This is a genomic window from Kocuria cellulosilytica (assembly GCF_040981245.1).
In the GTDB taxonomy this organism is placed as follows: domain Bacteria; phylum Actinomycetota; class Actinomycetes; order Actinomycetales; family Micrococcaceae; genus Kocuria; species Kocuria cellulosilytica.
This window is the reverse complement of the sequence record NZ_JAVFWZ010000001.1, coordinates 93,562-115,363: the sequence shown is the minus strand read 5'-3', so window position 1 is coordinate 115,363 and position 21,802 is coordinate 93,562. Positions and strand designations below refer to the sequence as shown.

Here is a 21,802-nt window from a genome sequence, read left to right as displayed (position 1 = left end):
GTTAACGAAGTCGTGACCATGGTGGTCCTGACCTGGCCCCATGAAAACGCGGGTTCTTCGGCGTCCACAGGGGTTGCTCCGGCCCAGCGGAGGGCGCTTACCATCTGAGCCATCCAGTCGGTCCGTCGGGGGCGCGGCAGAGCGAAGCGGGGAACTCCATGGTCCGGTCCAACCCAGTCGGCACGGCGATCGGGGGCGCCGCCCTGGCGGCGCTGCTCCTCGCAGGGTGCGGCACCGACGACGACGGCGCCGCGGCGTCGCCTTCCAGCGCAGCTCCGTCGGCCTCGACGACAGCGGCGGCGCCCGGTCCCGCCGCGACTCCCGACGCCTATGTGCCGGCCTCGCTCGACGGGCCCGCGCAGAACGTGCCGAAGCCCGTCATGCCGGACCTGGCGAGGGAGGAGTCCCGGGAGGGGGCGCAGGCGTTCCTCGACTACTGGTCGGACGCGAAATGGTATGCCTATCAAACAGGCGACACATCCTATGCGCGGGCTATTATTAGCGCCCGTTGCGAAGTTTGTATGGGCGAGTTGGACGAAATTGAAAACCTTTACGGATCCAACGCTTGGGCGATCAATGGGCGCGAAACCATCGAAGTACTTGAAAATCAATTCTTAAGAGCGGCTGATGGAATTTACAAGCCGGCCGTTACGGCAGAATATGACGGGATTCATTTGGTTGACGCTGGAGAGGTGATCCACGAGGAACCTCCTAAGAGCGACGCAGTTGAAACCTTCTTGGTGTTTCTGGACTTTGCCGAGGGAGAGTGGATTTACATCACCGCTGCACCGTTGCCCGGATCGGCACCAGAATGAAGTCTTGGCAGTCAATTATCGTCTCTGTGATGATGAGCAGCTTGCTGTGGGCGGAGCCAAGTGTAGCCATGGCAGATTCCAAGAATGACGAATTTGACCCGTCCAAGTTGGGTGGAGGGCTTGAAATGGAAAGAGGGGCGAATAGGGAAGGTCGATCTTCGGCTTATGCTGAAGGAAGTGAAATTCGACTAAAAGCGGAGCATAAGAGTGAGGGTTTTCCTGTTGCTGGGTCTTTGGGTAAGCCGCCGGGCGTAGAAGTTTCTGTCCCGGTCGACTACGACCCCGACGAGGACCCGGTCTTCCAGAAAGCCCTCCGCCAGTACCTGAGCGACCAGGGGATCGACCGGCCGTTCAACCCGGACGCCATCGCGCGGTCGAAGTCTCAGACCTTCGGCCTGCAGAACCCCTGCACCAACCGGACCGGCGGCGCTCTGGACGACTGCCTGGCCGAGCGGAACTGCACCACGGCCGACGGTGGCGAGGGCGTCTACATGAACGTCGTCGTCCGGCAGGAGGAGGACCTCAACACCCCCTGGGGCGAGCCGATGTGCGTGGCGGTCGCCGAGGCGGAGGGCGGCGAGGAGGTCGTCGAGCTGCCGACCTTCACCCTGCAGGACTTCAGGACGCTCGCCGTCGCGCCCGCGGCCAGCGCCGTCCAGCCGGCCCCGGACACGCTGAGGGGCATGCACACCAACGTCTGGGCGGAGGCGCGGCCCCAGCAGTTCAGCACGGAGCTGGGCGGGTTCCCGGTGCAGGTGCGCGCCGTCCCCGTCCAGTACGCGTGGGACTACGGGGACGGCACCGGGCTCGGCCCCACGGAGCTCAGCGGCGCCCCGCTCGCGGAGGGGGCGTGGGACGTGCAGACCGACACCAGCCACGTCTACACCGAGACCGGGGACTACGCCGTCTCGCTCACCACCTGGTTCTCCGGCGAGTACTCCGTGGCCGGCGGTCCGTGGCTGCCCGTGGCGGGACTCAATGACGTGGCGAGCGCACCCGTGCCGATCAGCGTCTGGCGCTCCACGGTGCGCAACTACGCGGACGACTGCCTCGAGAACCCGCAGGGCGTCGGCTGCTGATTTCCGCGCCGACCGGTACGTCGTCGGACTGTGGTGGGATGATCGATGCACATGGTTCCCCGGTCCCCGGGAAACCCGGCCAGCGGTCCCGCCGGTGCACGCGCTCCGGACGGGGAAAGGGGCGGAACAGTGACGATCTCCGGTCCGTGGGTGCTCCACTTCAGCTGGGGCTGCACCGACGACTACGGCCGGGTGGGCCTTGTGTTCAACCCGGACGGCACCTTTTCGGGCGGCGGCTTCTCCGGCGCCTGGCGCCAGCACGACGGCACGCTGCTGATCCGCTTCGCCGACGGCCCCGCGCAGTACGGCGGCACGGTCACCGGCAGCGCGGGAGCAGGGGCGATGTCCTGCTTCGACGGCTCGCCGGGCGGCTGCTGGTACCTGGTCAGACGGGGCTCCGCCGGTGGGCCGGAACCCGTGGACAGCAGCGCCGGCCAGCCGGCGGACGTCGCCGGGCGAAGGCCTGCCTCCGCGGGGACGTCGCCCGGTGAACTGGACGCCGCGGGCAACCGGATCTGATGCGGAGAGGTGGACAGGCGATGACCACGGACCACGGGCACCGGGGCGGGCACGGACCGTTCTGCGGTGTGATCCCGCCGTACGTGCACGAGCAGATGGCGGTGCACGGGGACGAGCAGACCCGCAGGAACGCGCTGGCTGCACTGGCCGTGGACACCACGGTCCGGGCGGAGCGGCTGATCGTGGACCTGACCGCCCGCTCCGTCGCGGCGCAGGCCGCCGCCCACCGGGAGCGCAGGGTGTACTCGGCGGGCAACACCGCCGAGCTGCCGGGGACGCTCGTGCGCTCCGAGGGGGATCCCGCCAGCGCGGATCCCGCCGTGGACGAGGCGTACGAGGGGCTGGGCTCCACGTTCGACCTCATGCAGGAGGTCTTCGGCCGCAACTCCCTCGACGACGCCGGCATGCCCCTGCTCGGCACGGTGCACTACCAGGACAAGTACAACAACGCGGCCTGGGACGGCCGGCAGATGATCTTCGGGGACGGTGACGGCCAGTACTTCAACCGCTTCACCGCCGCCGTGGACGTCATCGGGCACGAGCTCGCGCACGGGATCACCACGCACGAGTCCGACCTGCTGTACATGTACCAGTCCGGGGCGCTCAACGAGCACTTCTCCGACGTCATCGGAGCCATGGTCAAGCAGTACGTGTCCGAGCCCCGGCAGACCGCGGCGGACGCCGACTGGATCATCGGCGCCGGTCTCTTCACGAGCGCCGTCGACGGTGTCGGTCTCCGGTCGATGAAGGCACCCGGCACCGCGTTCGACGACGACGTGCTCGGCAAGGACCCGCAGCCGGACCACATGTCCCGGTTCGTGCACACCCTGGACGACAACGGCGGGGTGCACATCAACTCCGGCATCCCGAACCGGGCCTTCTGCCTCGCGGCGATCGGGCTGGGCGGCTACAGCTGGGACCGGGCCGGCCGGATCTGGTACGCCGCGATGCGGGACCCCGAGCTGCGGCGCCTGCGGTGGACCGCGCAGTTCAAGGACTTCGCGGGCCTCACCGTCAAGCACGCCGTCACCCTGTACGGCCCCGCGGAGCGGGACGTGGTGGCGGACGCGTGGCAGCAGGTGGGAGTCGCGCCCGAGGCGACCCGGGCGGTGGGCGCCCTCGCGGACGAGTGGGTGCTCCACTACAGCTGGGGCTGCACGGACACCTACGCGCAGACGCCCCTGACGTTCCACGAGGACGGATCCTTCACCGGCGACCTGACCGGCAGGTGGCACCAGCAGGACAGCACCCTGCTCCTGTCCTTCGACGCCGGCTCGGCGCGGTACGCCGGCACGCTCGCGGGGGACGTCGCCACGGGTGCCATGTCCGACTTCGAGGGGGCGGACGGGTGCTGGCGCCTGACCCGGAAGGGCGCCACGGGTATAGTCGGGAACTGATTCCCCACCGGCCCCGCCGGTCCCCGCGGAGACCGGCCCGGGCCACCCGCGTCCTACGGAGGGACGGTGCCGTTCATGGCGAGAGTCAGCTACCGCCGCGAGGGAGGCATCGCGTACTTCCCCGGCCTGGCCGTGGAGCGGAGCTTCGAGACCGAGTCCCTGCCCCGGGCGCAGCAGGACGCGCTCCTCGACCTCTTCGAGACCGTCCGTGCGCACCGGCTGGAACCGACCGCCCCGACGGCCCGCCGCGGCACGGCCGACCAGCAGTCCTACGTGATCGAGGTCCAGGAGAGCTCCGGTGTCCGGCGCCTCGTGGTGAGCGAGTTCGACCAGGACCCGGCGGCGCAGGAGCTGGTGGCGCGGCTGCGCGACTGCGCGGACCAGTGCGAGTCCGGCGAGGAAGCATGAGGGGAATTCGGGCCCACGGGAGGTCATCCGGGGTCATGCCGCGCCGCCGACCCGCCCCCGAGGTGGGGCGTTAGCCGCCGCAAATGCATCGCCCCTTATCAGAGGGGGGTTCGGTGGTTACACTCGGCCGGACTTGACCGCCGCGCCCACCGCCAGGAGTCCGAGATGTCGAACAGATCCCGCGCTCGTTCCGTCACCCTTCTCACGGCGGCCGCCCTGGTCGTGTCGGGGGCTCCGGCCCTCGCGGCACCGCCGCCGACGCTCCTGCGGCAGCCTGATGCGCCTCCGCTCGTGCCCGCCGCCAACGAGCTGGTCGCCACGGCCGAGACCTAGCCGGAGGCGGACGCGAACCTGTACACCGTCTCGGTGGCCCGCAACGGCGTGCCCGTGGAGCCTCGTGGCTTCGCCCTGGACGTGCAGCAGGTGGTCGACGCCGCGCTGGACGACCTGCAGACCCTGGGCTCGGCCCCGGACGACCCCCTGCTCGTGCTCAACCCCTTCGGCACCAACACCACGGGCGTCTACGCCCAGTTCGGGACCGAGGGCGACGGCACCCTGACCTACACCGTGAGCTCTCCCGGCACCGAGGACTTCACGCGCGTCGCGAAGGATCAGGACCCGAGCGCCTCGTCGTTCGAGGGGCAGCTCATCGGGGTGGTCCCGGGCGCCGAGAACACCGTGACCACCACCTGGCAGCCCGACGACGGCGAACCCGTGGAGTTCTCGTTCACCGTGACCGCTCCGCCGAGTGCATCGGGCGACCGCACGACTCTCGACCGCACCGTGGAGGGGGACGCCGAGGAGCTCACCGACGGCCTGTTCGCCGTCATGGGCCTGAAGCGCCACGTCGACTACACCCTGCTCTACGACAACACGGGGGTGCTGCGCGCCGAGTTCGACCTCGACGGCTACCGCACGGACCGCCTGGAGTTCTACGGCGACACCATGGTGACCACCGTCGGGAAGGACCAGGTGGCCCGCATCGACGGTCTCGGCCGGGTCGTGGCCACCTACGTCCTGACGGGCTACGAGATGCACCACGACTTCGACGTCACCGACGACGGCAAGCTAGTGATCCTGGCGACGGAGACCGCCAAGAGCAGCGTGGAGGACGTCCTGGTGTCCCTCGACCTCGAGACCGGGACCTACGAGAAGACGGTCGACTTCACGGAGCTCCTCGCCGACTACAAGTCCCGCACCCAGCCCTACGGCCCGAACGGGGTGGACGACTGGCTGCACCTCAACTCGGTCGACTGGTCCGCGGACGGCGACTCCGTGATCGTCAGCGCGCGGGAGACCTCCGCGATCCTGAAGGTCGACGACGTCCACGGGAGCCCCGCGATCGACTACATCATCGGCCAGCGCGAGGTCTGGGCCGGCAGCGACGCCGAGGGCCTCCTCCTCGAGAAGGCGGGGAACTTCCCCGACAGCGCCGGACAGCACTCGGTGGTGCGCCACGACGACGCCGCACTGGCGGACGGCCAGTACTACCTCACGATGTTCGACAACTCGTTCTGGAGGATGAACAGCCGCCCGGACTACACCGCTCCCGTGCCTGCCGAGGCCTCTCCGGTGCTCGGGGCGGACTCCTCGCTCCGCTCGAAGTACCGGAAGTACCTCGTCGACGAGAACGCCGGGACCTACACCGAGGTCGAGACCGTTCCCGTCCCCTACTCCGCGATCGTCAGCAACGTGCAGGACCTCGGCGGCCCGCTCGTGATCAACAGCGGCCAGGCCCTGACGTTCGCCGAGTACGACGCCCAGCGCGAGGTCGTCGCCCGCTACGGCTACGCCCTCGAAGGGGCGACCGAGAACGACTTCGCCTACCGGGTGCTCAAGTACGACTTCGGCGACTTCTGGTTCGCCGGCTCCTGAGCCGGCGCGCCCGCGCCGGCAGGAACGGACGGCAGCGCCGGAACCCCGCGCTCGCCCCGCCTCAGCTCGCGTTCAGCACGTGCTGGTTGGCTGATCGGTGCGAGGGGATCCCCGGGACACAGGGAGATGCTGACGGTGTCGGCCGCGGAGCGGAGAGCCGCGGCCGGCACCCGTCCCGGAGACCGGGGTCCGCACGCGTCCGAGGAGTTCGCGCGCGGGCCCCGGGCCCTCGCCCGCAGAGGTGCAGCCCCGCGGCGAGCGAGACCTGGTGCCGGGGACGACACCGCAGCCCGGTGCACACGGCAGGAGCTCCCGCTCGGAGCGCGACCCGGAGGACACTGCCCCGGAGCTCCACGCCCGGCCGCCGGCCCCTGGGGCGCCTGCGCCGGAAGCCGGTTCAGGCCTGTCCCGCGGACTCCGCCCACTCGGCGACACGGGCGCTGCTCTGCTCCGGGGAGAGGTCCTCGACCCGGGTCATGACCGACCAGCGGACGCCGAAGGGGTCCCGGATGCTGCCGAAGCGGTCCCCGGAGACGAACGTGCTGACGGGTTCGCGGACGGTGGCGCCGGCGGCCACGGCGCGCGCCACCACGGCATCGACGTCCGGGACGTAGAGGCCCAGGGAGCAGCAGTCGTCGTCGCCCGCGGGCGGCGGGACGAGGTGGAAGTCGGGGTTCACCTCGCCCAGCTGGAGACGCCCGGCGCCGAGGTCGAGGGTGGCGTGCACGACGACGGGCGTCCCGTCCGCCCCGGGCATGTCGGTGCGGTCGACGAGGACGGCTCCGAAGGCGCGGGTGCAGAAGTCGATCGCCGCGGCGGCGTCGACCACCGCGATGAAGGGGGTCAGGGACGTGAACCCGTGGGGTGTCCCGTCGGTCGTGTGTGCTCCGGTGACCCCGCGGAGGTTCTGCTCTGTGCTCATGCTCCGAGCCTAGGGAGCGGGCCGGGGCCGGTCTTGAAGATTTCCGCCACCCTCGGCTGGTTACGCTCGTGCCATGAGCGAGCCGCCCACCACGCGGGGCCACCTCACCCCGGGACCGCACGCCACGGTCGTGCGCCTGCCCGCGCCCGACGACGTCGCCCATCTCGTCCGGCAGCTGTGGATCCCGGAGTGGGACCTGCCGGCAGGGGGGCGCGTCGAGCAGCTGGTGCTGGGCTATCCGGCGAGCAACGTGGTGGTCGAACCGGACGGAGCGGTGCTGCACGGGCCCACGAGCCGCGCGTCCACCCGGGTGCTCACGGGCCGGGGCTGGGCGGTCGGGGCGCTGCTGCGACCTGCGGGGGTCCTGCTGTTCACGCAGCGCCCGGCGGACCTGCTCGACGGATCGGCGCCGCTCCCCGCCCCCGGACTGCACCCGGCCGTCGCGGAGGCCATGACGGCAGCGGACCCGGCCGGCCGGCACGCACGGGCGGCCGCCCTGCTCGCGGACCACGTCCGGGCGCTGACGGCGGCCGTGTCCCCGGCGGCGGCGCGGGACGGTGCCGTGGCCAACCGCATGGTCGACCTCCTCGAGGCGGGCGCCGACGTGCGGAGCCCGGCCGACCTCGCCCGGCAGCTGCACGTGTCCGAGCGCTCGCTGCAACGGCTCGCGGCCCGGTTCGTCGGGATGCCGCCGCAGCTGCTGCTCCGTCGTCGTCGGCTCCAGGAAGCGGCCGAACGGATGCGCGCGGACCCGCAAGCGGACCTGGGCGCACTCGCCGCGGAGCTGGGCTTCGCCGACCAGTCCCACCTCACCCGGGAGTTCCGGTCGGTGCTGGGCGCCACCCCGCGCGGCTACGGGCGCGCCCTGCCGGGGCGGGAGGTCGGGTGAGGGCTCCTGGGGCCTGCGGCCGTGCCTGGCCGGGTCGGGACGTCGGATGCTGATCGTGGCACTGCCTGGCCGGGTCGGGACGGCGGATGCTGATCCGGCGCCGACGCGAGGGCCGCGGCCGCGGCCCCGGATCAGGCGACGGTGCCGGGCCGGCCGTTCTTGGCAACTACACGCTCGCCGGCGCGCTGCCAGGCCGTCATGCCCCCGCGGAGGCTGGCCACCTGGTAGCCGGCCTCGGCGAGCTGCCGGGCGGCGTTCGCCGACCGGGCGCCGGACCGGCAGACCGTCACGACCTGCCGGTCCTTGGACAGCTCGCGCTGACGGGTGGCGATGGCCTCCAGGGGGATGTGCCGGGCGGCCGGGGCATGACCTGCGCGGTACTCCTGGGGCGTGCGGACGTCGACGAGCACGGCCCCGCCGTCCAGGAGCTCCCGTGCACGGGCGACGTCCACGGTCTCGAAGGTGGTGCCGAAGAGGCGGCCGAGGAGTCCCACGGCTCAGTCCTTCCTGGGAGCGGTCGAGAGGTCCGTGCCGTGCGGGGCGTGCGTCCCGCACGGCACGGGTGCCGTGGTGGTGTTCTGCATGAGATGTCCTTCCGTTCCGCCCGACGAGCTCGGGGTGTTTGGCTCGATAATACCCCAGGGGGTATGTGTGGCACCAGCTGTGAGGAACGAGACAGCAGGGGCGCAAATAACTTCGCGGGATCTTCTGTTGAGACGGAAAGAACCAGTTCCCTGATGAAAGGCCTCCCCGTGCCGCACTCCACCCTGTCCACGCCTGTCACCCTCGGCTCCCTCGAGCTGCCGAACCGCCTCGTCATGGCACCGCTCACCCGGATGCGCTCCGGTCGTGACGGCGTCCCCGGCGAGCTCAACGTGGAGCACTACACCCAGCGCGCCTCGATGGGCCTCATCGTCACCGAGGGCACGTACCCCGACGTGGTCGGGCAGGGCTTCGCCTACCAGCCCGGCATCGAGACGCCCGAGCAGGTCGAGGGCTGGCGCCGGGTGGCCGAGAGCGTGCACGCCGCCGACGGCCGTCTGTTCATGCAGGTCATGCACGCCGGGCGCGTCACGCACCCGGACATCAACGGCGGTTCCCAGCCGGTGGCCCCGAGCGCTCTCGCGATCGAGGGAAAGACGCACACCTACCAGGGCAAGGCCGACTACCCCGTGCCGCACGCGCTGACCGCCGAGGAGCTGCCGGGCGTGGTGGAGTCCTTCGTCCGGGCCTCGCGCAACGCGATCGAGGCGGGCCTGGACGGTGTGGAGATCCACGGCGCGAACGGCTACCTGCTGCACGAGTTCCTCGCACCGGGCGCCAACCAGCGCACCGACGAGTACGGCGGCTCCCCGGAGAACCGCGCCCGCTTCGTGGTCGAGGTCGTCCGGGCCGTGGCCGAGGCCGTCGGCGCGGAGAGGGTCGGTCTGCGGATCTCGCCCGAGCACAACATCCAGGACGCCTGGGAGACGGACCACCAGGACGTCCGGGCCACGTACGGCGCTCTCGTCGACGGCATCCAGGATCTCGGCCTCGCCTATCTCTCCGTGCTGCACAAGGAGCCGGAGGGCGAGTTCGTCCAGGGGCTGCGCACCCGCTTCGGCGGCGCCTTCCTGGCCAACAGCGGCTTCAGCGACGTCCCGACCACCCGCGAGGAGAGCGTGCGGCTGATCGAGGAGGGCGTGGCGGACGGCGTCGTCGTCGGACGCCCGGCGATCGCGAACCCGGACCTGGCGCGACGCTGGGCGGAGGGTCTGCCCGAGAACGTGCCGAACCCGCGGACCTTCTACACGCAGAGCGCCGAGGGCTACACGGACTATCCGTTCGTGCAGGCCTGAGCTCCTCCTCGCGTTCCGCCCCGCCCTGCGGGGCTCGGGGACCTTTCGCGCGCAGGGCGCCGAGGGCTGCCCGGACTGCCTGTTCGGGCAGGCCTGGGCGGCTCCCCGCGTCCTGCTCAGCCCTGCCGGGCGGGACGCGGGGACCCCGAGGGTGATCCGGGTCACGTCTTAGCGTGTCGGATCCGGCTGGGACCATGGACCATGGCCACCACTTCCCAGCCGCCCCGAACCCTGGAGGACGCCCTCCGGGAGGAGACGGACCTGGCCGAGATCGGCGAGGAGTTCTCCGACGGCGTGCGGGCGCTCGTCGAGGAGTCCTGCGCCGAGGCTCGGGCGGCAGGACGCCAGTACCGGCTGCTCCACCGGCTCTGGCAGCTCCAGGAGGAGGCCCGGGAGCAGCGCTGGATGGTGGAGGCGGACTGGATGCCCGCCGAGGCCGACCGCCTCGGCCCTCACTCGCTCGAGCCCGCGGAGCAGACGATCCGGGACGTCGCCGACGAGATCGGCCCGGCCCTCCGGCTGCCCGCGGGCACCGCGCTGCGCCGCGTCGAGGACGCCGTGCTGCTCGCGGAGTCCCTGCCCGGGGTCCTGGAGGCCCTGGAGCAGGGGCTGATGGGCTCCCGGCAGGCGGGTGTGCTCATCGAGCTGTGGCGCGACCTCGTGTGGGACGCCGACAGTTCCTCGCCGGAGCTTCGGGCACCGGCCGAGAGCGTCCGCCGGATCATCGACGAGCTGCTCCTGCGGGGACCGGACAGCACCGTGGCCCAGCTGCGAGCCCTCGCACGTCGGCGCCGTGCGGGTCTGCTGCGGGAGACCGAGGAGCAGCGCCACCGGCTGGCGCTGCGGGACCGTCGCGTGTGGGTCGAACCCCGGGAGGACGGCATGGCGCAGCTGTGCGCCCTCCTGGACGCGGGCACCGCGCACGCCATCCAGGACCGACTCGACACGCTGGTCGACCGCGCCGCGCTCCCGGCCCCGCACCAGGTTCCTGTGGCGCCGGACGGCGTCCTCGCGGCGCAGGTCCCGCCCGTGGCACCGCCCGCGCCGTCGGCCGGAGGCGCCGGGCCGTCCGATCTCGCCGCCGAGGCTCCGGAGCGCCGCACGGTGCCCCAGCTGCGGGCCGACGTGCTGGCGGACCTCCTGCTCGACGGCGAGCCCGCCGACCTCCCGGAGCACCTGCGCGGCATCCGCGGGCACGTGACGGTCACCGTGCCGGCCCTCGCCCTCCTCCGGAGCACGGGGGAGGCGCTCACCGGTCCCGTCGAGGACCTGCTGCGGACCGCCCGCTGCGCGGAGCTGGAGGGCTACGGACCCATCCCGATCGGCCTGGCCGAGCGGATCGCGGCTCGTGCGCCGTCCTGGTCCCGCATCCTCACCCATCCGGTCACCGGAACCGTCCTGGACCGGGACCGCAGCACCTACGCCGTGCCCGCGGACCTCAAGCACCGGCTGCGGGCCCGGGACGGCACGTGCCGCTTCCCGGGCTGCCGACGCCGGGCGTCGCGCTGCGACCTCGACCACACCGTTGCCTGGGCCGACGGCGGCCGGACCTCGGCGGACAACCTCGCGCACCTGTGCCGGCACCACCACCTGCTCAAGCACCGGGACGGCCCGCTGGGCCGGTGGCGGGTGGAGCACGTGGAGCCCGAGTGCCTGGACCGCGGACAGCCGGCCCCCGGGCAGCGGGACTCCCGGCGACCGAGTCCTGTCGCCGGGGCTCCGGACGGGACAGGGGTCATGGGCCGGCACGGCGTGCTGATGTGGACCTCTCCCGCAGGACAGGTGCACAGGACCTATCCGCAGGAGTACCGCCTCGAGGCTCCGGGCTCCGTCGCGGACAGCACCCCGCACCGTTTCCCGCGCCGTGCGCCTGCCCGCGCACCGCACGACGCACCGGACCTCGCGTCGGGCCTCGCCCGGGATCCTGCTGCGGGTCTCGCTGCCCGGCCCGCTGCCCGCTCCGGTCCGGCCGATGATCCGCCGCCGTTCTGAGACCCTGGACCGTACCCCGGTCCGCCGGGACGTGACCACTCTCTTGACCGGACGGACGTCCGGGCCGGACCGGACCCGCACGCAGAGGAGCCGCCCGTGACCACGCCGTCGTCCGCCGAGATGCGCTCCGTGCTGCTCGACCTGTTGCGCCGCCGCGGACGCGAGAAGACCGTCTGCCCCTCCGAGGCCGCCTGCGCCCTGGCCCCGGACGACTGGCGGGACCTGATGGAGGACGTGCGCCAGGAGGCCTGCCGGTTGGCCGACGACGGGCTCGCGGACATCACCCAGCGGGGCCGCGCCGTCGACGGCCGGACGGCTCGCGGGCCGATCCGCGTCCGGCTCCGCTGACCCGGGCGCGAGCCCCGGGTAGCGTGTGGGCCATGACGACCGCACCCATCAGCACCCTGCTCGGGTCCGCCGCCCGCGCGCCGTTCGTCCTGCTCAAGCAGTTCCGCGCCCACCGGCCCATCCACCCGGAGGGGGTCGGGCTCGAAGGCGTCCTGACCCGGACGGGCGGCGGGAGCAGCGGCATCCACTGGATCGACGAAGCCGGTGAGAACCCTGTCCGGGCCCGTTTCTCCCGCTCCTTCGGCTTCCCGCACGGGTGGCCCGACATCCTGGGCCTCGCCCTGCGCTGTCCTGTGCCGCCTTCCGGGCAGATGGAGGGCCGCAGCGACGGCCGCGCCGACATCCTCCTCGCGACCGCCGGCAGCGGGCGCTTCTCCCGTTTCGTGCCGACCTTCCACCGGCACGTGCCGGACGGTGCTTTCGCCTCCTTCATGCCCTACCGCGGCCTCGACGGACCCGTGCTGGTCGCCGCGCACCCCGAACCGAGGGCGGAGCGCCTGCCGGCCCGCCCGGACCTCTTCCGGGCAGCCGTCGCCGCCCAGCCCTGGGTCCTCGGTCTGCACTGGGCCACACCCGTCGGACCGTGGCAGCGCTTCGGGACGGTCGAGCTCGCTCCCGGCGCACCGTTCGGGAACGACGAGCGCTTCGATCCCCTGCTCAACGTCCCCACGGGCGCGGAGAACTACGAGTGGACCTACCGGCTGCGGGAGCCGTCCTACGCCCTGGCCCGCACCCCGCGGGAGCAGCTGCGCCGGGCGTAGAATCAGCCCATGGGACTGAGACTGGGCCCGGCACCCACCACCGCGACCGTCCGTCGTCACGCCGTCGTGGAGTCGCCGATCGGCCCGCTGGCGCTCGTCGAGGAGTCCGGCGCGCTCGTGGCGCTCTCCGTGGAGGAGGCACGCCAAGGGCCCGTGCCCGCGTCCTTCGGGGAGCGCGACGACAACCTCCTCCCGCACGTCCGCGAGCAGCTCGGTGAGTACTTCGCGGGGCGGCTGCAGGAGTTCGACGCCGACGTCGTGCTCCACGGGACGCCGTTCCAGGTGCGCGTGTGGAACGCCCTCGCCCGGATCCCGTACGGCACGACCGGCACCTACGGGCAGGTCGCGCGCGCGATCGGGGTGCCCCGCGCCGCCCAGGCGGTCGGGGCCGCCAACGGCCGCAACCCCGTCAGCCTGCTGGTCCCGTGCCACCGCATCATCGGCGCCAACGGGCGCCTGACCGGCTACGCCGGCGGCATGGAGCGCAAGGAGTACCTGCTGCGCCTCGAGGGCGCGCTGCTCTGACACCCCGCACCGCCGACGCTCCACCAGGAGGACCCATGACCCGCCTCGACGACCTCGCGACCGCCAACCTCGAGAAGGCGCGGGCGTCGGGTGCCGGGCGCAGCGCGGAGCTCGTGGTCCACGACGGCGTGCTGCGGCAGACGGTGATGGCGCTGTGCGCCGGCAAGGAGCTCGCCGAGCACGTCTCCCCGCCCGCCGCCACGCTTCAGCTGCTCCGCGGCCGGGTCCGGGTGCTCAAGCGCGGTCAGCTCGCCGAGGAGCTGACCGCCGGAGAGCTGCTGTCCCTCACCGACTCCCGCCACTCGGTGGAGGCTCTGGAGGACTCGGTGTTCCTGTTGACCACGGTCTCCCGTCCGTCGGACGGCTACGACCCCCGGGTGGCGTGACGCAGGAGCGCGCGGGCGCAGACGGCGCGTAGCGGAACGTCGGCTCAGAACGCGTAGCGGACGTCGCAGTACGGCAGCTTCTCGTGCAGCAGGTCCAGGAACTGCTCCAGGTACCGCTGCTTGTCCCGGAACCGGTACCGCACGTTCAGGGCCCCGTTCTGGGAGCGCTTGGTCTCCTGGAGGTCCGGGCGCCACAGCACCTCCTCGGCCTTGGGGTGCCACTGCGTGTTCACCTCGTGGAGCTGCTCGTTGTGGGTCAGGAAGATGATCTCCGAGGCCAGCTGCTCCTTGGCCGCCGCGCTCAGGCCGTCGTCGAGTCGTTCGAAGAGCTCGGCCCAGTCCTCCAGCCACGTGTCCGTGACGATGACCGGCGAGAAGTTCACGTGCACCTCGTAGCCGGCCGCCACGAACTCGTCGACAGCGGCGATCCGCTCCGGCACGGGCGTGGTCCGGATGTCGGTCAGCTTGGCCAGGTGCGCCGGCATCAGCGAGAACCGCACCCGGGTGCGGCCCTGCGGATCCCAGTCCAGCAGCTCCCGGTTGACGTACTTGGTGGCGAAGGACGCCTTGGCCGTGGGGTGCCGGCGGAACAGGTCCACGAGGTCCCGGACGTTCCCGCTGAGCAGGGCGTCCACGGAGCAGTCGCTGTTCTCCCCGAGGTCGTAGACCCACGCCTGCGGGTCGCACTGGTTGGGCTCCGCCTTGGTGCCCTGCCGGCGGATGTGCCGGTCCAGGTAGCCGGTGATCTGCTCGATGTTGGCGAAGACGGTCACCGGGTTGCTGTAGCCCTTCCGGCGGGGCACGTAGCAGTAGGCGCACGCCATGGCGCACCCGTTGGCCGTGGACGGCGCGATGAAGTCCGCCGACCGGCCGTTGGGCCGTGCCGCCAGCGACTTCTTGACCCCCAGCACCAGGGCCTCGCGCTTGATCCGCACCCAACGCCGCGCGTTGGTCTCGTCCCCGTGCAGCTCCGGGATCTGCCAGTGGCTCGGGACCTCCACCAGGGTGGCGTCGGGCCACCGCTCGAGGACCTCCCGCCCCCGGGGCAGCTCGGCGGCGGCCGGCTCGTAGTAGATGCGGGTGATGTCGACCATGGACGGTTCCGGGGGCATGGGGACGAGTCTAGGAATCGCCTCCGACAGCCGGTGCGCGGATCGCTCACCGGAGATGAACAGTGGACTCCGCACCGGGCGGCCGACAGGATGGCCTCAGGTCCGACCGCGACGACCACTCCGGCAGCAGCGATCACGAGGGAGCTTCTCCATGAAATCCGTATGGCTCGACACGTACGAGGTGCCGTCCACCGCGACGGACCAGTTCGTCCCCGGGGCGCACTACGACACGGTGGTCGCGGGTGCCGGGCTGACCGGGCTGACCACTGCGGTGCTGCTCGCGCGTGCGGGCCAGCGGGTCGCCGTGCTCGAGGCCCGCTCGGTGGGTGCCGTCACCACGGGCAACACGACGGCGAAGCTGTCCCTGCTGCAGGGCACCACGCTCTCCCAGATCCACCGGCACCAGTCGGACAAGGTGCTGCGCGCCTACGCGGACGCGAACCGGGAGGGTCAGGAGTGGCTGGTCCGGTTCCTCGAGGAGCGGGAGGTCCCGTTCCAGCGCCGCGCCGCCTACACCTACGCCACGACGTCCAAGGGCGCCTCCGCGCTGCGCAAGGAGCTCGAGGCCGCCCGGATCGCCGGCCTGCACGTGAACTGGACCCGGGACACCGGCCTCCCCTACAAGGTCTCCGGCGCCATCACGATGGCGGAGCAGGTGCAGTTCCACCCCATGGAGGTGCTGGGCGCCCTCGTGGCCGAACTGCGGGATCTCGGCGGGACGCTCGTGGAGGGCGTCCGGATCACCGGCGCCGGCGTGCGCTCGCCCCTGACCGTGCAGACCTCCCAGGGGTCGGTGCAGGCCGACCGGCTCGTGCTCGCCACGGGCACCCCGGTCCTGGACCGCGGCGGCTACTTCGCGAAGCTCTCCCCGAACCGCTCCTACGCCCTGACCTACCGGGTCCCCGGGGCGCCGGGGTCCATCCCGGAGGGCATGTACATCACCGCGGACAGCCCCGGCCGGACCCTGCGCACCGTGCCGGTCGACGGGGAGGAGCTGCTGCTCGTGGGCGGCAACGACCACGTGGTGGGCCGCTCCCCCTCGCCGCAGGCCGCCGTGGACGACCTCGAGTCCTGGACGCAGCGCTGGTTCCCGGGGGCCGAGCGCACCCACGCATGGGCGGCGCAGGACTACCAGTCGGTCAACCTCGTGCCCTTCATCGGCACCCTGCCCCGCGGCGGCGGCAACATCTACCTCGCCACCGGCTACAACAAGTGGGGGATGAGCAACGCCGTCGCCGCCGCGATCGCGCTGAACGCCGAGATCCTCGGTGGCAGCGTGCCGTGGGCCGAGACGCTGGGCCGGCGCGTGACCTCGCCGTCGGACATCCTCACCGCCCTGCGCGTCAACGCGGGCGTGGGTCTCAACGCGCCCAAGGACTGGCTCAAGGCCGAGCTCAAGGAGCTGCCCGGTGGGGCGCCCGCGGAGGGACAGGGCGTCGTCGGCCGCGAGCACGGCCGCCCCGTGGCCGTGTCCACCGTCGACGGCACCACCTGCAAGATCTCCGGTGTGTGCACGCACCTCGGCGGCGTGCTGCGCTGGAACGACGCCGAGCGCTCGTGGGACTGCCCGCTGCACGGCTCCCGGTTCGCCGCGGACGGGTCCCTGCTCGAGGGCCCTGCCGTGAAGGACCTGCCCCGCGCCGGCCACTGAGCCGGGCCCGGACGTGACGGCGGCCCCCACCTCGATGGTGGGGGCCGCCGTTCCTCCTGCAGGACGCGCGCCGTCGGCCGCGCCGGGGAGGGGACTACTTCTTGGAGGACGTCTCCTCGAGCTTCAGGGCGACGCCGATCGCGAAGAAGGTGGGGGTCCACTCGCCCACGAACAGGCCCCAGCGGTCGGCCTGGGGCTTGGACTTGCTCTTGCCGAGGCTGGCCGCCCAGGAGAGGACGGACAGGCCGATGGAGGCGAAGCCCGCCGCGTAGGCGTGCTCGCTGCGGACACCAAGGTTCTGGATCGTGCTGATCATGGATGTACCTCTTTCCTGTGGTGGTCACCGTGAACGGTGAGCTCGTCGAGCGGTGTCCGCCCAGTCTCACACGAAACGGGGCCATAGGAAAGCAGACTGACTATAAAGATCTCCAGTGGCACCGGGGGCCTGCCGCCATCCTCCCCCGCCCGGCGGGCGGGGCCGATGTGGGCAGATGTGGGGTCGCCCGAGAGCCCATTAACAGATGCAAAACTCTGTTTCCTCATGCAAACTGATCCATACCCGTTCCGTTGGTGGCCACCACCGCGGCGGGTGGACGTCGAACCGGTCGGGGGGCCGGTGGCGTCCTCGGCCCGGAGCGAAGGAGCATCCGGGCCGGGCCGATCTTCTCTGGGGGGAAAACATGCTGCCATCCGTCGTGGGTGCTCTGCTGAGCACCGTCGTCCTCGTCTACGTCCTGTCGGACGCCGCCTACACGCGGCACAAGCGGTTCATCGCCGGCGCCAGGACGCTGCGCCGGGCCATCGTCGTCGTCTACTCGGTGCTGCTGGTGCTCAACCTGTGGTGCGCCACGATCATGCCCGTCACCCTGGTCTGCGACGCGATCGCGGTGGCGACCCTGGTCGCCACCGGCACCTTCGGCTTCATCATCGCCGAGCGGCGGATCCCCGCCACCACCGTGGTCGAGCGCCGGCGGGTGCTGGCCGTGGGGGCCCACCCGGACGACCTCGAGCTCGCCTGCGGGGCGACCCTGGCCAAGCTGGTGGACACCGGCCACGAGGTCCGGGGCCTGGTGATGAGCTCCGGGGAGGTCGGCGGCAACGTGGGGCTGCGCCCGGCCGAGGCCCAGCGCGGCGCCTCGTTCCTGGGGCTCACGGGCCTGCGGGTGCACGACTTCCCGGACACGAAGCTGGAGGCCGTCAGCAACGACATGGTCCGGGCCATCGAGGCCGCGATCCGCGAGTTCGAGCCGGACGTGATCTTCACCCACTCCGCACACGACCAGCACCAGGACCACTACGCGGTGCACCAGGCCACGCTGCGGGCGGCCCGGGCCCACCACTCGATCCTGTGCTTCGAGTCCCCGTCGGTGACCCGCGATTTCGACCCGTCCGTGTTCGTGGACATCGACGGCTACGTGGACGTCAAGGTCGAGGCCGTGCTCTCCCACCGGGACCAGGCCGGCAAGCCCTACATGACCCCGGGGCGGGTCCGCGGCATGGCCGCCTTCCGCGGGGCCCAGGCCAAGAACACCAACGCGGAGGCCTTCGAGCCGGTCCGCCTGCTCGGCTCCGCCATCGGCGACCTCTGACCCCTCGGGTGCCGGGGCGTCCCCAGGGCGTCCCGGCACCCCGCGGCCTGTCGCCGGGGACCCCGGCGGAAGTCCCGGGGGCGATCCCGGCGGGGCTTCCGGCGGGTCCGGGGCGGGGACCCCGACGACGGGAGCCGCCGGCCGGCGCGGCCCCGCTCAGACGGGTCCGGAGCTGCCGGCCGGGTACTCGAGCAGCGGGACGCGGCCGTCCTCGAAGGCGGTCAGCACCTCCTCGACGATGCGCCACCCCTGCTCCGCCGCGTCCCCGCGGACGCTGAAGGTGTGGTCGCCCTCGAGGATGCCCCGCAGCACGCTGCCGTAGGCGGTCAGGCCGGGCCGGGCCATCCCGGACGAGAGCGTCACCCGGGTCATCCCGCGGGAGTCGAAGGGCCCGCCCACGTTCAGCTCCAGGCTCAGCTGCTCCTCCTCGAGACCCATGCGCAGGACGTTCGGCGCCACGTCGCCCGAGTGGGGCAGCTGCTCGTAGTCGTGCGGCGGGCGGCGGAACGTGATGGCGATCTCCTGGCGGGGGTTGCCGACTGCCTTGCCCGAGCGCAGGGTGACCGGCACGCCGTTCCAGCGCCACGTGTCGACCTCGAGGACCAGCTGCGCGAACGTCTCCGTCCCGCGCTCCGGGTCCACCCCGTCCTCGGCCGTGTAGTCGGGCAGCTCGCGGCCGCCCACGCTGCCCGCGGTGTAGCGGCCCCGGGTCGCGGCCGCCGCGACGTCGCCCTCCCAGAGCTTCGCGGCCCGCAGCACGTGGCTGGTCAGCGTGGGGATCTCCACCTGGTCGAACGAGGAGGGCGGTTCCATCATGACGAGGGCCATGACCTGCAGCAGGTGGGACTGGATCATGTCCCGCAGCGCCCCCGTGGCGTCGTAGAACCCCGCGCGGCCCTCCAGGCCCAGGGTCTCGTCGAAGACGATCTCCACGGACTCCACGTGCTCCCGGCTCATGAGCGGCTCCAGCAGCCGGTTGGCGAAGCGCAGCCCCACGAAGTTGAGCACCGCCGGCATGCCCAGGAAGTGGTCCACCCGGAAGGTCCTCTCCTCCGGGACGAGCCGGCCCACGAGCCGGTTCAGCTCCCGGGCGGTCTCCGTGTCGGAGCCGATCGGCTTCTCGAGGGCCAGCACCAGGTCCTCCGGCAGCTCCATCCCGGCCATGACCTCGCACGCCTGCGCGGTGACCGCAGGCGGCAGGGCGAAGTACAGGCAGACGGGACCCTCCACGCCGTCGAGCAGGCGTTCGAGGTCGCCGGCGTCGGTGACGTCGCCCGGCACGTAGCGGGCGCTCTCCCGCGTGTGCGCGGCGGCGGGTCCGCTCGCGCCCACCGAGTCGAAGGCCTCCGCCACGACCTGCTCCCAGCGCTCCGCGGGCTCCCGGGAGGAGCCGACCACGTCGATCCGCAGCTCCGGGGCCGTGCTCAGGAGCGTGCCCAGGCCCGGCAGGAGCAGGCGGGACGTGAGGTCGCCGGTGGCGCCGAGGATGATCAGGGTCCTGATGCTCGTCATGTCTGCACGGTACCCCGGGAGCCGCGCCTCCTGTGCTGCCGGCCCCGGTCGTCGCCCAGCGACGGTGGCGGGGCCGTGTCCGGCGCACGGCGGGCCGCGGCTGGTTGAATGGGTGGATGAGCGACGACGCGACCCTGTCCCCGTCCACCCCCTTGGAGGACTACGCGCTGCTGTCCGACCTGCACACCGGGCCTCTCGTGTCCCGGGACGGCAGCGTCGACTGGCTGTGCTTCCCCCGCTTCGACTCGCCGTCCGTCTTCGCGGCCCTGCTCGGGACGCCCGAGGACGGGCGCTGGAAGATCTCCGCCGTCGACGGCGAGGTCACCTCGCGCCGCTACCTGCCCCGCACCTTCGTGCTCGAGACGACGTGGCGCACCCCCACCGGGACCGTGGTGGTGACCGACTTCCTGCCCCCGGTGGCGGCCCGGGACGACCACCCGGACCACGCCGACCTCGTCCGGCGGGTCGAGTGCGTCTCGGGAACGGTCGAGGTGGAGCACGACCTGCGGATCCGCTTCGACTACGGCCGCGCCCTGCCCTGGACCCGGCGGGTCGACATCGACGGCGAGGGCACGTGCGGACACCTGTCGATCGCCGGTCCGGACGCCCTGCTCCTGACGGGGCCCATGCTGCATCCCGAGGACTTCCCCCGCGCCGACCCGCTCGAGAGGACCGATCCGGAGGAGCCGGGACACGCCGACGACGAGGAGGGCGCTGTCGCCGACCGGCTCGGCGGGCGCTTCCCGCTCTCGGCAGGGGAGTCCCTCGACTGGGTGCTGACCTGGCACGAGTCCCACCACGGGCTGCCCGTCCCCGTGGACCCCGCCGCCGCCCTCGACCGGGCGGTGTCCTTCTGGACCGAGTGGTCCTCCCACGTGAGCACGCACAAGCGCCACGAGCAGGCGGTCCTGCGCTCGCTGCTCGTGCTCCGGGCCCTCACCCACCGGGGCACTGGAGGGATCGTGGCGGCCCCCACCACCTCGCTGCCCGAGGAGTTCGGGGGCAGCCGCAACTGGGACTACCGCTACACCTGGCTCCGGGACGCCGCCCTGACCATCGAGGTGCTCGTCGCCCACGACTTCACCGACGGCGCCCTGCACTGGCGCAACTGGCTGCTGCGGGCCGTGGCCGGGGACCCCGACCAGATCCAGATCATGTACGGCCTGGCGGGGGAGCGGCAGCTGCCCGAGAGCGAGCTGGACCACCTCGGCGGGTACGAGGAGTCGACTCCCGTGCGGATCGGCAACGGCGCCGTGGGCCAGTACCAGGCGGACGTCGTCGGGGAGGTCATGCTGGCGCTCGCCGCCCTCCGGGACGCGGGCGTGGAGGAGGACCGGTGGTCGTGGGGGCTGCAGAAGAACCTGCTGCGCTTCTGCGAGCGCAACTTCGACCGGGCCGGCCACGGGATCTGGGAGATGCGCGGACCCTCCGCGTTCTTCGTGCACGGGCGCGCCATGATGTGGGCGGCCTTCGACCAGGGGGTGCGCGCCGTCGAGGAGCACGGGCTCTCCGGCCCGGTGGAGCGCTGGCGGGAGCTGCGGGAGCAGCTGTGCGCCGAGATCATGGAGCACGGCTTCGACGCGGAGCTGAACACGTTCACGCAGACCTACGAGAACACCGAGGTGGACGCCTCGTTGCTGCAGCTGCCGCACACGGGCTTCGTGGCCTACGACGACCCGCGGATGCTCGGCACCGTGGCCCGGATCGAGCGGGACCTGCAGGGCGAGCACGGGCTGGTGCACCGCTACCGGACCGCCTCCGGCCTGGACGGTCTCGAGGGCGACGAGTACCCGTTCCTCATCTGCACGTTCTGGCTCGTGGAGCAGTACGCCCGCAGCGGGCGGATGGACGACGCCGGTGAGCTCCTGGAGCAGCTCGTGGGCTACGCCAACGACCTCGGCCTCTACGCGGAGGAGTACGACCCCGCCGGCGGGCGGCTCGCCGGGAACTTCCCGCAGGCCTTCAGCCACCTCGGGTTCATCCGCGCCGTCGACGCCGTGGTGCGGGCGCGGGCCCGCGCCGACGTCGACCCGGGCAGTGCCGGGGAGGAGAACGCGGCGAGGAACCCGGGGGAGAGCGCAGCGCAGGACGCAGCGCAGAACACGGCGAAGGACGCGGGGAGGAGCGCGCCCCAGGACGCGAGCCACGACCCGACCCAGAGCACAGGGAAGTAGGGCGGACGCC

Annotated in this window: 22 protein-coding genes; 17 read left to right on the top strand and 5 right to left on the bottom strand. The window is 72.1% G+C overall.

Features of this window, described 5'->3' with window-relative positions; genetic code table 11:
- Positions 1-158: 158 nt before the first annotated feature.
- The 7 genes from RCG67_RS00505 to RCG67_RS00475 all read left to right on the top strand — a co-directional run bounded on the left by RCG67_RS00505 (position 159) and on the right by RCG67_RS00475 (position 6,093).
- The gene (locus RCG67_RS00505) at positions 159-815 is read left to right on the top strand and encodes a DUF6318 family protein (RefSeq protein ID WP_368824351.1); all 657 of its coding nucleotides are present in this window, start codon (positions 159-161) and stop codon (positions 813-815) included.
- A 233-nt stretch (positions 816-1,048) separates the two neighbouring features.
- On the top strand, positions 1,049-1,894 hold the full coding sequence (locus RCG67_RS00500; protein WP_368824350.1) for a PKD domain-containing protein: 846 nt from the start codon (positions 1,049-1,051) through the stop codon (positions 1,892-1,894).
- Positions 1,895-2,023: 129 nt separating this feature from the next.
- Entirely contained in the window at positions 2,024-2,413 is a 390-nt protein-coding gene (locus RCG67_RS00495) for a hypothetical protein (RefSeq protein WP_058873360.1), read from the top strand.
- 20 nt (positions 2,414-2,433) lie between these two features.
- Entirely contained in the window at positions 2,434-3,810 is a 1,377-nt protein-coding gene (locus RCG67_RS00490) for a M4 family metallopeptidase (protein WP_368824349.1), read from the top strand.
- Positions 3,811-3,885: 75 nt separating this feature from the next.
- Positions 3,886-4,218, top strand: coding sequence for a protealysin inhibitor emfourin (locus RCG67_RS00485; protein WP_157571302.1), 333 nt, complete (start codon positions 3,886-3,888; stop codon positions 4,216-4,218).
- A gap of 165 nt (positions 4,219-4,383) precedes the next feature.
- Positions 4,384-4,551 carry a hypothetical protein gene (locus RCG67_RS00480; protein WP_368824348.1) on the top strand — a complete coding sequence of 56 codons (168 nt, stop codon included), beginning with the start codon at positions 4,384-4,386 and terminating at the stop codon, positions 4,549-4,551.
- A gap of 33 nt (positions 4,552-4,584) precedes the next feature.
- Positions 4,585-6,093, top strand: a complete 1,509-nt coding sequence (locus RCG67_RS00475; RefSeq protein WP_368824347.1) for an aryl-sulfate sulfotransferase — start codon at positions 4,585-4,587, stop codon at positions 6,091-6,093.
- Positions 6,094-6,490: 397 nt separating this feature from the next.
- Here the strand turns inward: RCG67_RS00475 and RCG67_RS00470 are convergent, their stop codons facing one another.
- Positions 6,491-7,015, bottom strand: a complete 525-nt coding sequence (locus RCG67_RS00470) for a VOC family protein (protein ID WP_368824346.1) — start codon at positions 7,013-7,015, stop codon at positions 6,491-6,493.
- A gap of 73 nt (positions 7,016-7,088) precedes the next feature.
- Here RCG67_RS00470 and RCG67_RS00465 point away from each other — a divergent pair, with 73 nt between their 5' ends.
- Entirely contained in the window at positions 7,089-7,904 is an 816-nt protein-coding gene (locus RCG67_RS00465) for an AraC family transcriptional regulator (RefSeq protein ID WP_368824345.1), read from the top strand.
- A gap of 131 nt (positions 7,905-8,035) precedes the next feature.
- Here RCG67_RS00465 and RCG67_RS00460 read toward each other — a convergent pair whose 3' ends face one another.
- Entirely contained in the window at positions 8,036-8,398 is a 363-nt protein-coding gene (locus tag RCG67_RS00460) for a rhodanese-like domain-containing protein (protein WP_368824344.1), read from the bottom strand.
- 243 nt (positions 8,399-8,641) lie between these two features.
- Between RCG67_RS00460 and RCG67_RS00455 the strand changes: the two genes are divergently transcribed.
- From RCG67_RS00455 to RCG67_RS00430, 6 genes are all read left to right on the top strand, one after another.
- Positions 8,642-9,742, top strand: coding sequence for an alkene reductase (locus RCG67_RS00455; RefSeq protein WP_368824343.1), 1,101 nt, complete (start codon positions 8,642-8,644; stop codon positions 9,740-9,742).
- Between the two features lie 201 nt (positions 9,743-9,943).
- Complete coding sequence (locus tag RCG67_RS00450) at positions 9,944-11,734, top strand: HNH endonuclease signature motif containing protein (RefSeq protein ID WP_368824342.1); 1,791 nt, start codon at positions 9,944-9,946, stop codon at positions 11,732-11,734.
- A gap of 96 nt (positions 11,735-11,830) precedes the next feature.
- Entirely contained in the window at positions 11,831-12,082 is a 252-nt protein-coding gene (locus tag RCG67_RS00445) for a DUF3253 domain-containing protein (protein WP_368824341.1), read from the top strand.
- Between the two features lie 32 nt (positions 12,083-12,114).
- The gene (locus tag RCG67_RS00440; protein WP_368824340.1) at positions 12,115-12,843 is read left to right on the top strand and encodes a hypothetical protein; all 729 of its coding nucleotides are present in this window, start codon (positions 12,115-12,117) and stop codon (positions 12,841-12,843) included.
- Between the two features lie 9 nt (positions 12,844-12,852).
- A complete protein-coding gene (locus tag RCG67_RS00435; protein WP_368824339.1) occupies positions 12,853-13,368 on the top strand; it encodes a methylated-DNA--[protein]-cysteine S-methyltransferase in 516 nt (171 codons plus the stop codon).
- A gap of 35 nt (positions 13,369-13,403) precedes the next feature.
- Positions 13,404-13,754 carry a cupin domain-containing protein gene (locus tag RCG67_RS00430; protein ID WP_058873370.1) on the top strand — a complete coding sequence of 117 codons (351 nt, stop codon included), beginning with the start codon at positions 13,404-13,406 and terminating at the stop codon, positions 13,752-13,754.
- A 44-nt stretch (positions 13,755-13,798) separates the two neighbouring features.
- Here RCG67_RS00430 and RCG67_RS00425 read toward each other — a convergent pair whose 3' ends face one another.
- Entirely contained in the window at positions 13,799-14,866 is a 1,068-nt protein-coding gene (locus RCG67_RS00425; RefSeq protein ID WP_368824338.1) for a spore photoproduct lyase family protein, read from the bottom strand.
- Between the two features lie 151 nt (positions 14,867-15,017).
- Here RCG67_RS00425 and RCG67_RS00420 point away from each other — a divergent pair, with 151 nt between their 5' ends.
- Positions 15,018-16,517 carry an FAD-dependent oxidoreductase gene (locus RCG67_RS00420; RefSeq protein ID WP_368824337.1) on the top strand — a complete coding sequence of 500 codons (1,500 nt, stop codon included), beginning with the start codon at positions 15,018-15,020 and terminating at the stop codon, positions 16,515-16,517.
- Between the two features lie 94 nt (positions 16,518-16,611).
- On the opposite strand, the gene RCG67_RS00415 is transcribed toward RCG67_RS00420, so the two are convergent.
- Complete coding sequence (locus RCG67_RS00415) at positions 16,612-16,833, bottom strand: hypothetical protein (RefSeq protein ID WP_017831777.1); 222 nt, start codon at positions 16,831-16,833, stop codon at positions 16,612-16,614.
- Between the two features lie 364 nt (positions 16,834-17,197).
- Here RCG67_RS00415 and RCG67_RS00410 point away from each other — a divergent pair, with 364 nt between their 5' ends.
- Positions 17,198-18,106 carry a PIG-L deacetylase family protein gene (locus RCG67_RS00410; RefSeq protein WP_368824336.1) on the top strand — a complete coding sequence of 303 codons (909 nt, stop codon included), beginning with the start codon at positions 17,198-17,200 and terminating at the stop codon, positions 18,104-18,106.
- Positions 18,107-18,262: 156 nt separating this feature from the next.
- Here RCG67_RS00410 and RCG67_RS00405 read toward each other — a convergent pair whose 3' ends face one another.
- Positions 18,263-19,618: a glucose-6-phosphate dehydrogenase gene (locus tag RCG67_RS00405; RefSeq protein ID WP_368824335.1), complete on the bottom strand. Its 1,356-nt coding sequence runs from the start codon at positions 19,616-19,618 to the stop codon at positions 18,263-18,265.
- 116 nt (positions 19,619-19,734) lie between these two features.
- Here RCG67_RS00405 and RCG67_RS00400 point away from each other — a divergent pair, with 116 nt between their 5' ends.
- Positions 19,735-21,792, top strand: a complete 2,058-nt coding sequence (locus RCG67_RS00400; RefSeq protein WP_368824334.1) for a glycoside hydrolase family 15 protein — start codon at positions 19,735-19,737, stop codon at positions 21,790-21,792.
- Positions 21,793-21,802 lie beyond the last annotated feature (10 nt).

Bases quoted from the DNA above. Each gene is read 5' to 3' on its own strand.
- RCG67_RS00505 (WP_368824351.1), top strand. From the start codon at position 159: ATGGTCCGGTCCAACCCAGTCGGCACGGCGATCGGGGGCGCCGCCCTG.
- RCG67_RS00490 (WP_368824349.1), top strand. From the start codon at position 2,434: ATGACCACGGACCACGGGCACCGGGGCGGGCACGGACCGTTCTGCGGT.
- RCG67_RS00485 (WP_157571302.1), top strand. From the start codon at position 3,886: ATGGCGAGAGTCAGCTACCGCCGCGAGGGAGGCATCGCGTACTTCCCC.
- RCG67_RS00480 (WP_368824348.1), top strand. From the start codon at position 4,384: ATGTCGAACAGATCCCGCGCTCGTTCCGTCACCCTTCTCACGGCGGCC.
- RCG67_RS00470 (WP_368824346.1), bottom strand. From the start codon at position 7,015: ATGAGCACAGAGCAGAACCTCCGCGGGGTCACCGGAGCACACACGACC.
- RCG67_RS00465 (WP_368824345.1), top strand. From the start codon at position 7,089: ATGAGCGAGCCGCCCACCACGCGGGGCCACCTCACCCCGGGACCGCAC.
- RCG67_RS00455 (WP_368824343.1), top strand. From the start codon at position 8,642: ATGAAAGGCCTCCCCGTGCCGCACTCCACCCTGTCCACGCCTGTCACC.
- RCG67_RS00450 (WP_368824342.1), top strand. From the start codon at position 9,944: ATGGCCACCACTTCCCAGCCGCCCCGAACCCTGGAGGACGCCCTCCGG.
- RCG67_RS00440 (WP_368824340.1), top strand. From the start codon at position 12,115: ATGACGACCGCACCCATCAGCACCCTGCTCGGGTCCGCCGCCCGCGCG.
- RCG67_RS00435 (WP_368824339.1), top strand. From the start codon at position 12,853: ATGGGACTGAGACTGGGCCCGGCACCCACCACCGCGACCGTCCGTCGT.
- RCG67_RS00430 (WP_058873370.1), top strand. From the start codon at position 13,404: ATGACCCGCCTCGACGACCTCGCGACCGCCAACCTCGAGAAGGCGCGG.
- RCG67_RS00425 (WP_368824338.1), bottom strand. From the start codon at position 14,866: ATGCCCCCGGAACCGTCCATGGTCGACATCACCCGCATCTACTACGAG.
- RCG67_RS00420 (WP_368824337.1), top strand. From the start codon at position 15,018: ATGAAATCCGTATGGCTCGACACGTACGAGGTGCCGTCCACCGCGACG.
- RCG67_RS00415 (WP_017831777.1), bottom strand. From the start codon at position 16,833: ATGATCAGCACGATCCAGAACCTTGGTGTCCGCAGCGAGCACGCCTAC.
- RCG67_RS00410 (WP_368824336.1), top strand. From the start codon at position 17,198: ATGCTGCCATCCGTCGTGGGTGCTCTGCTGAGCACCGTCGTCCTCGTC.
- RCG67_RS00405 (WP_368824335.1), bottom strand. From the start codon at position 19,618: ATGACGAGCATCAGGACCCTGATCATCCTCGGCGCCACCGGCGACCTC.
- RCG67_RS00400 (WP_368824334.1), top strand. From the start codon at position 19,735: ATGAGCGACGACGCGACCCTGTCCCCGTCCACCCCCTTGGAGGACTAC.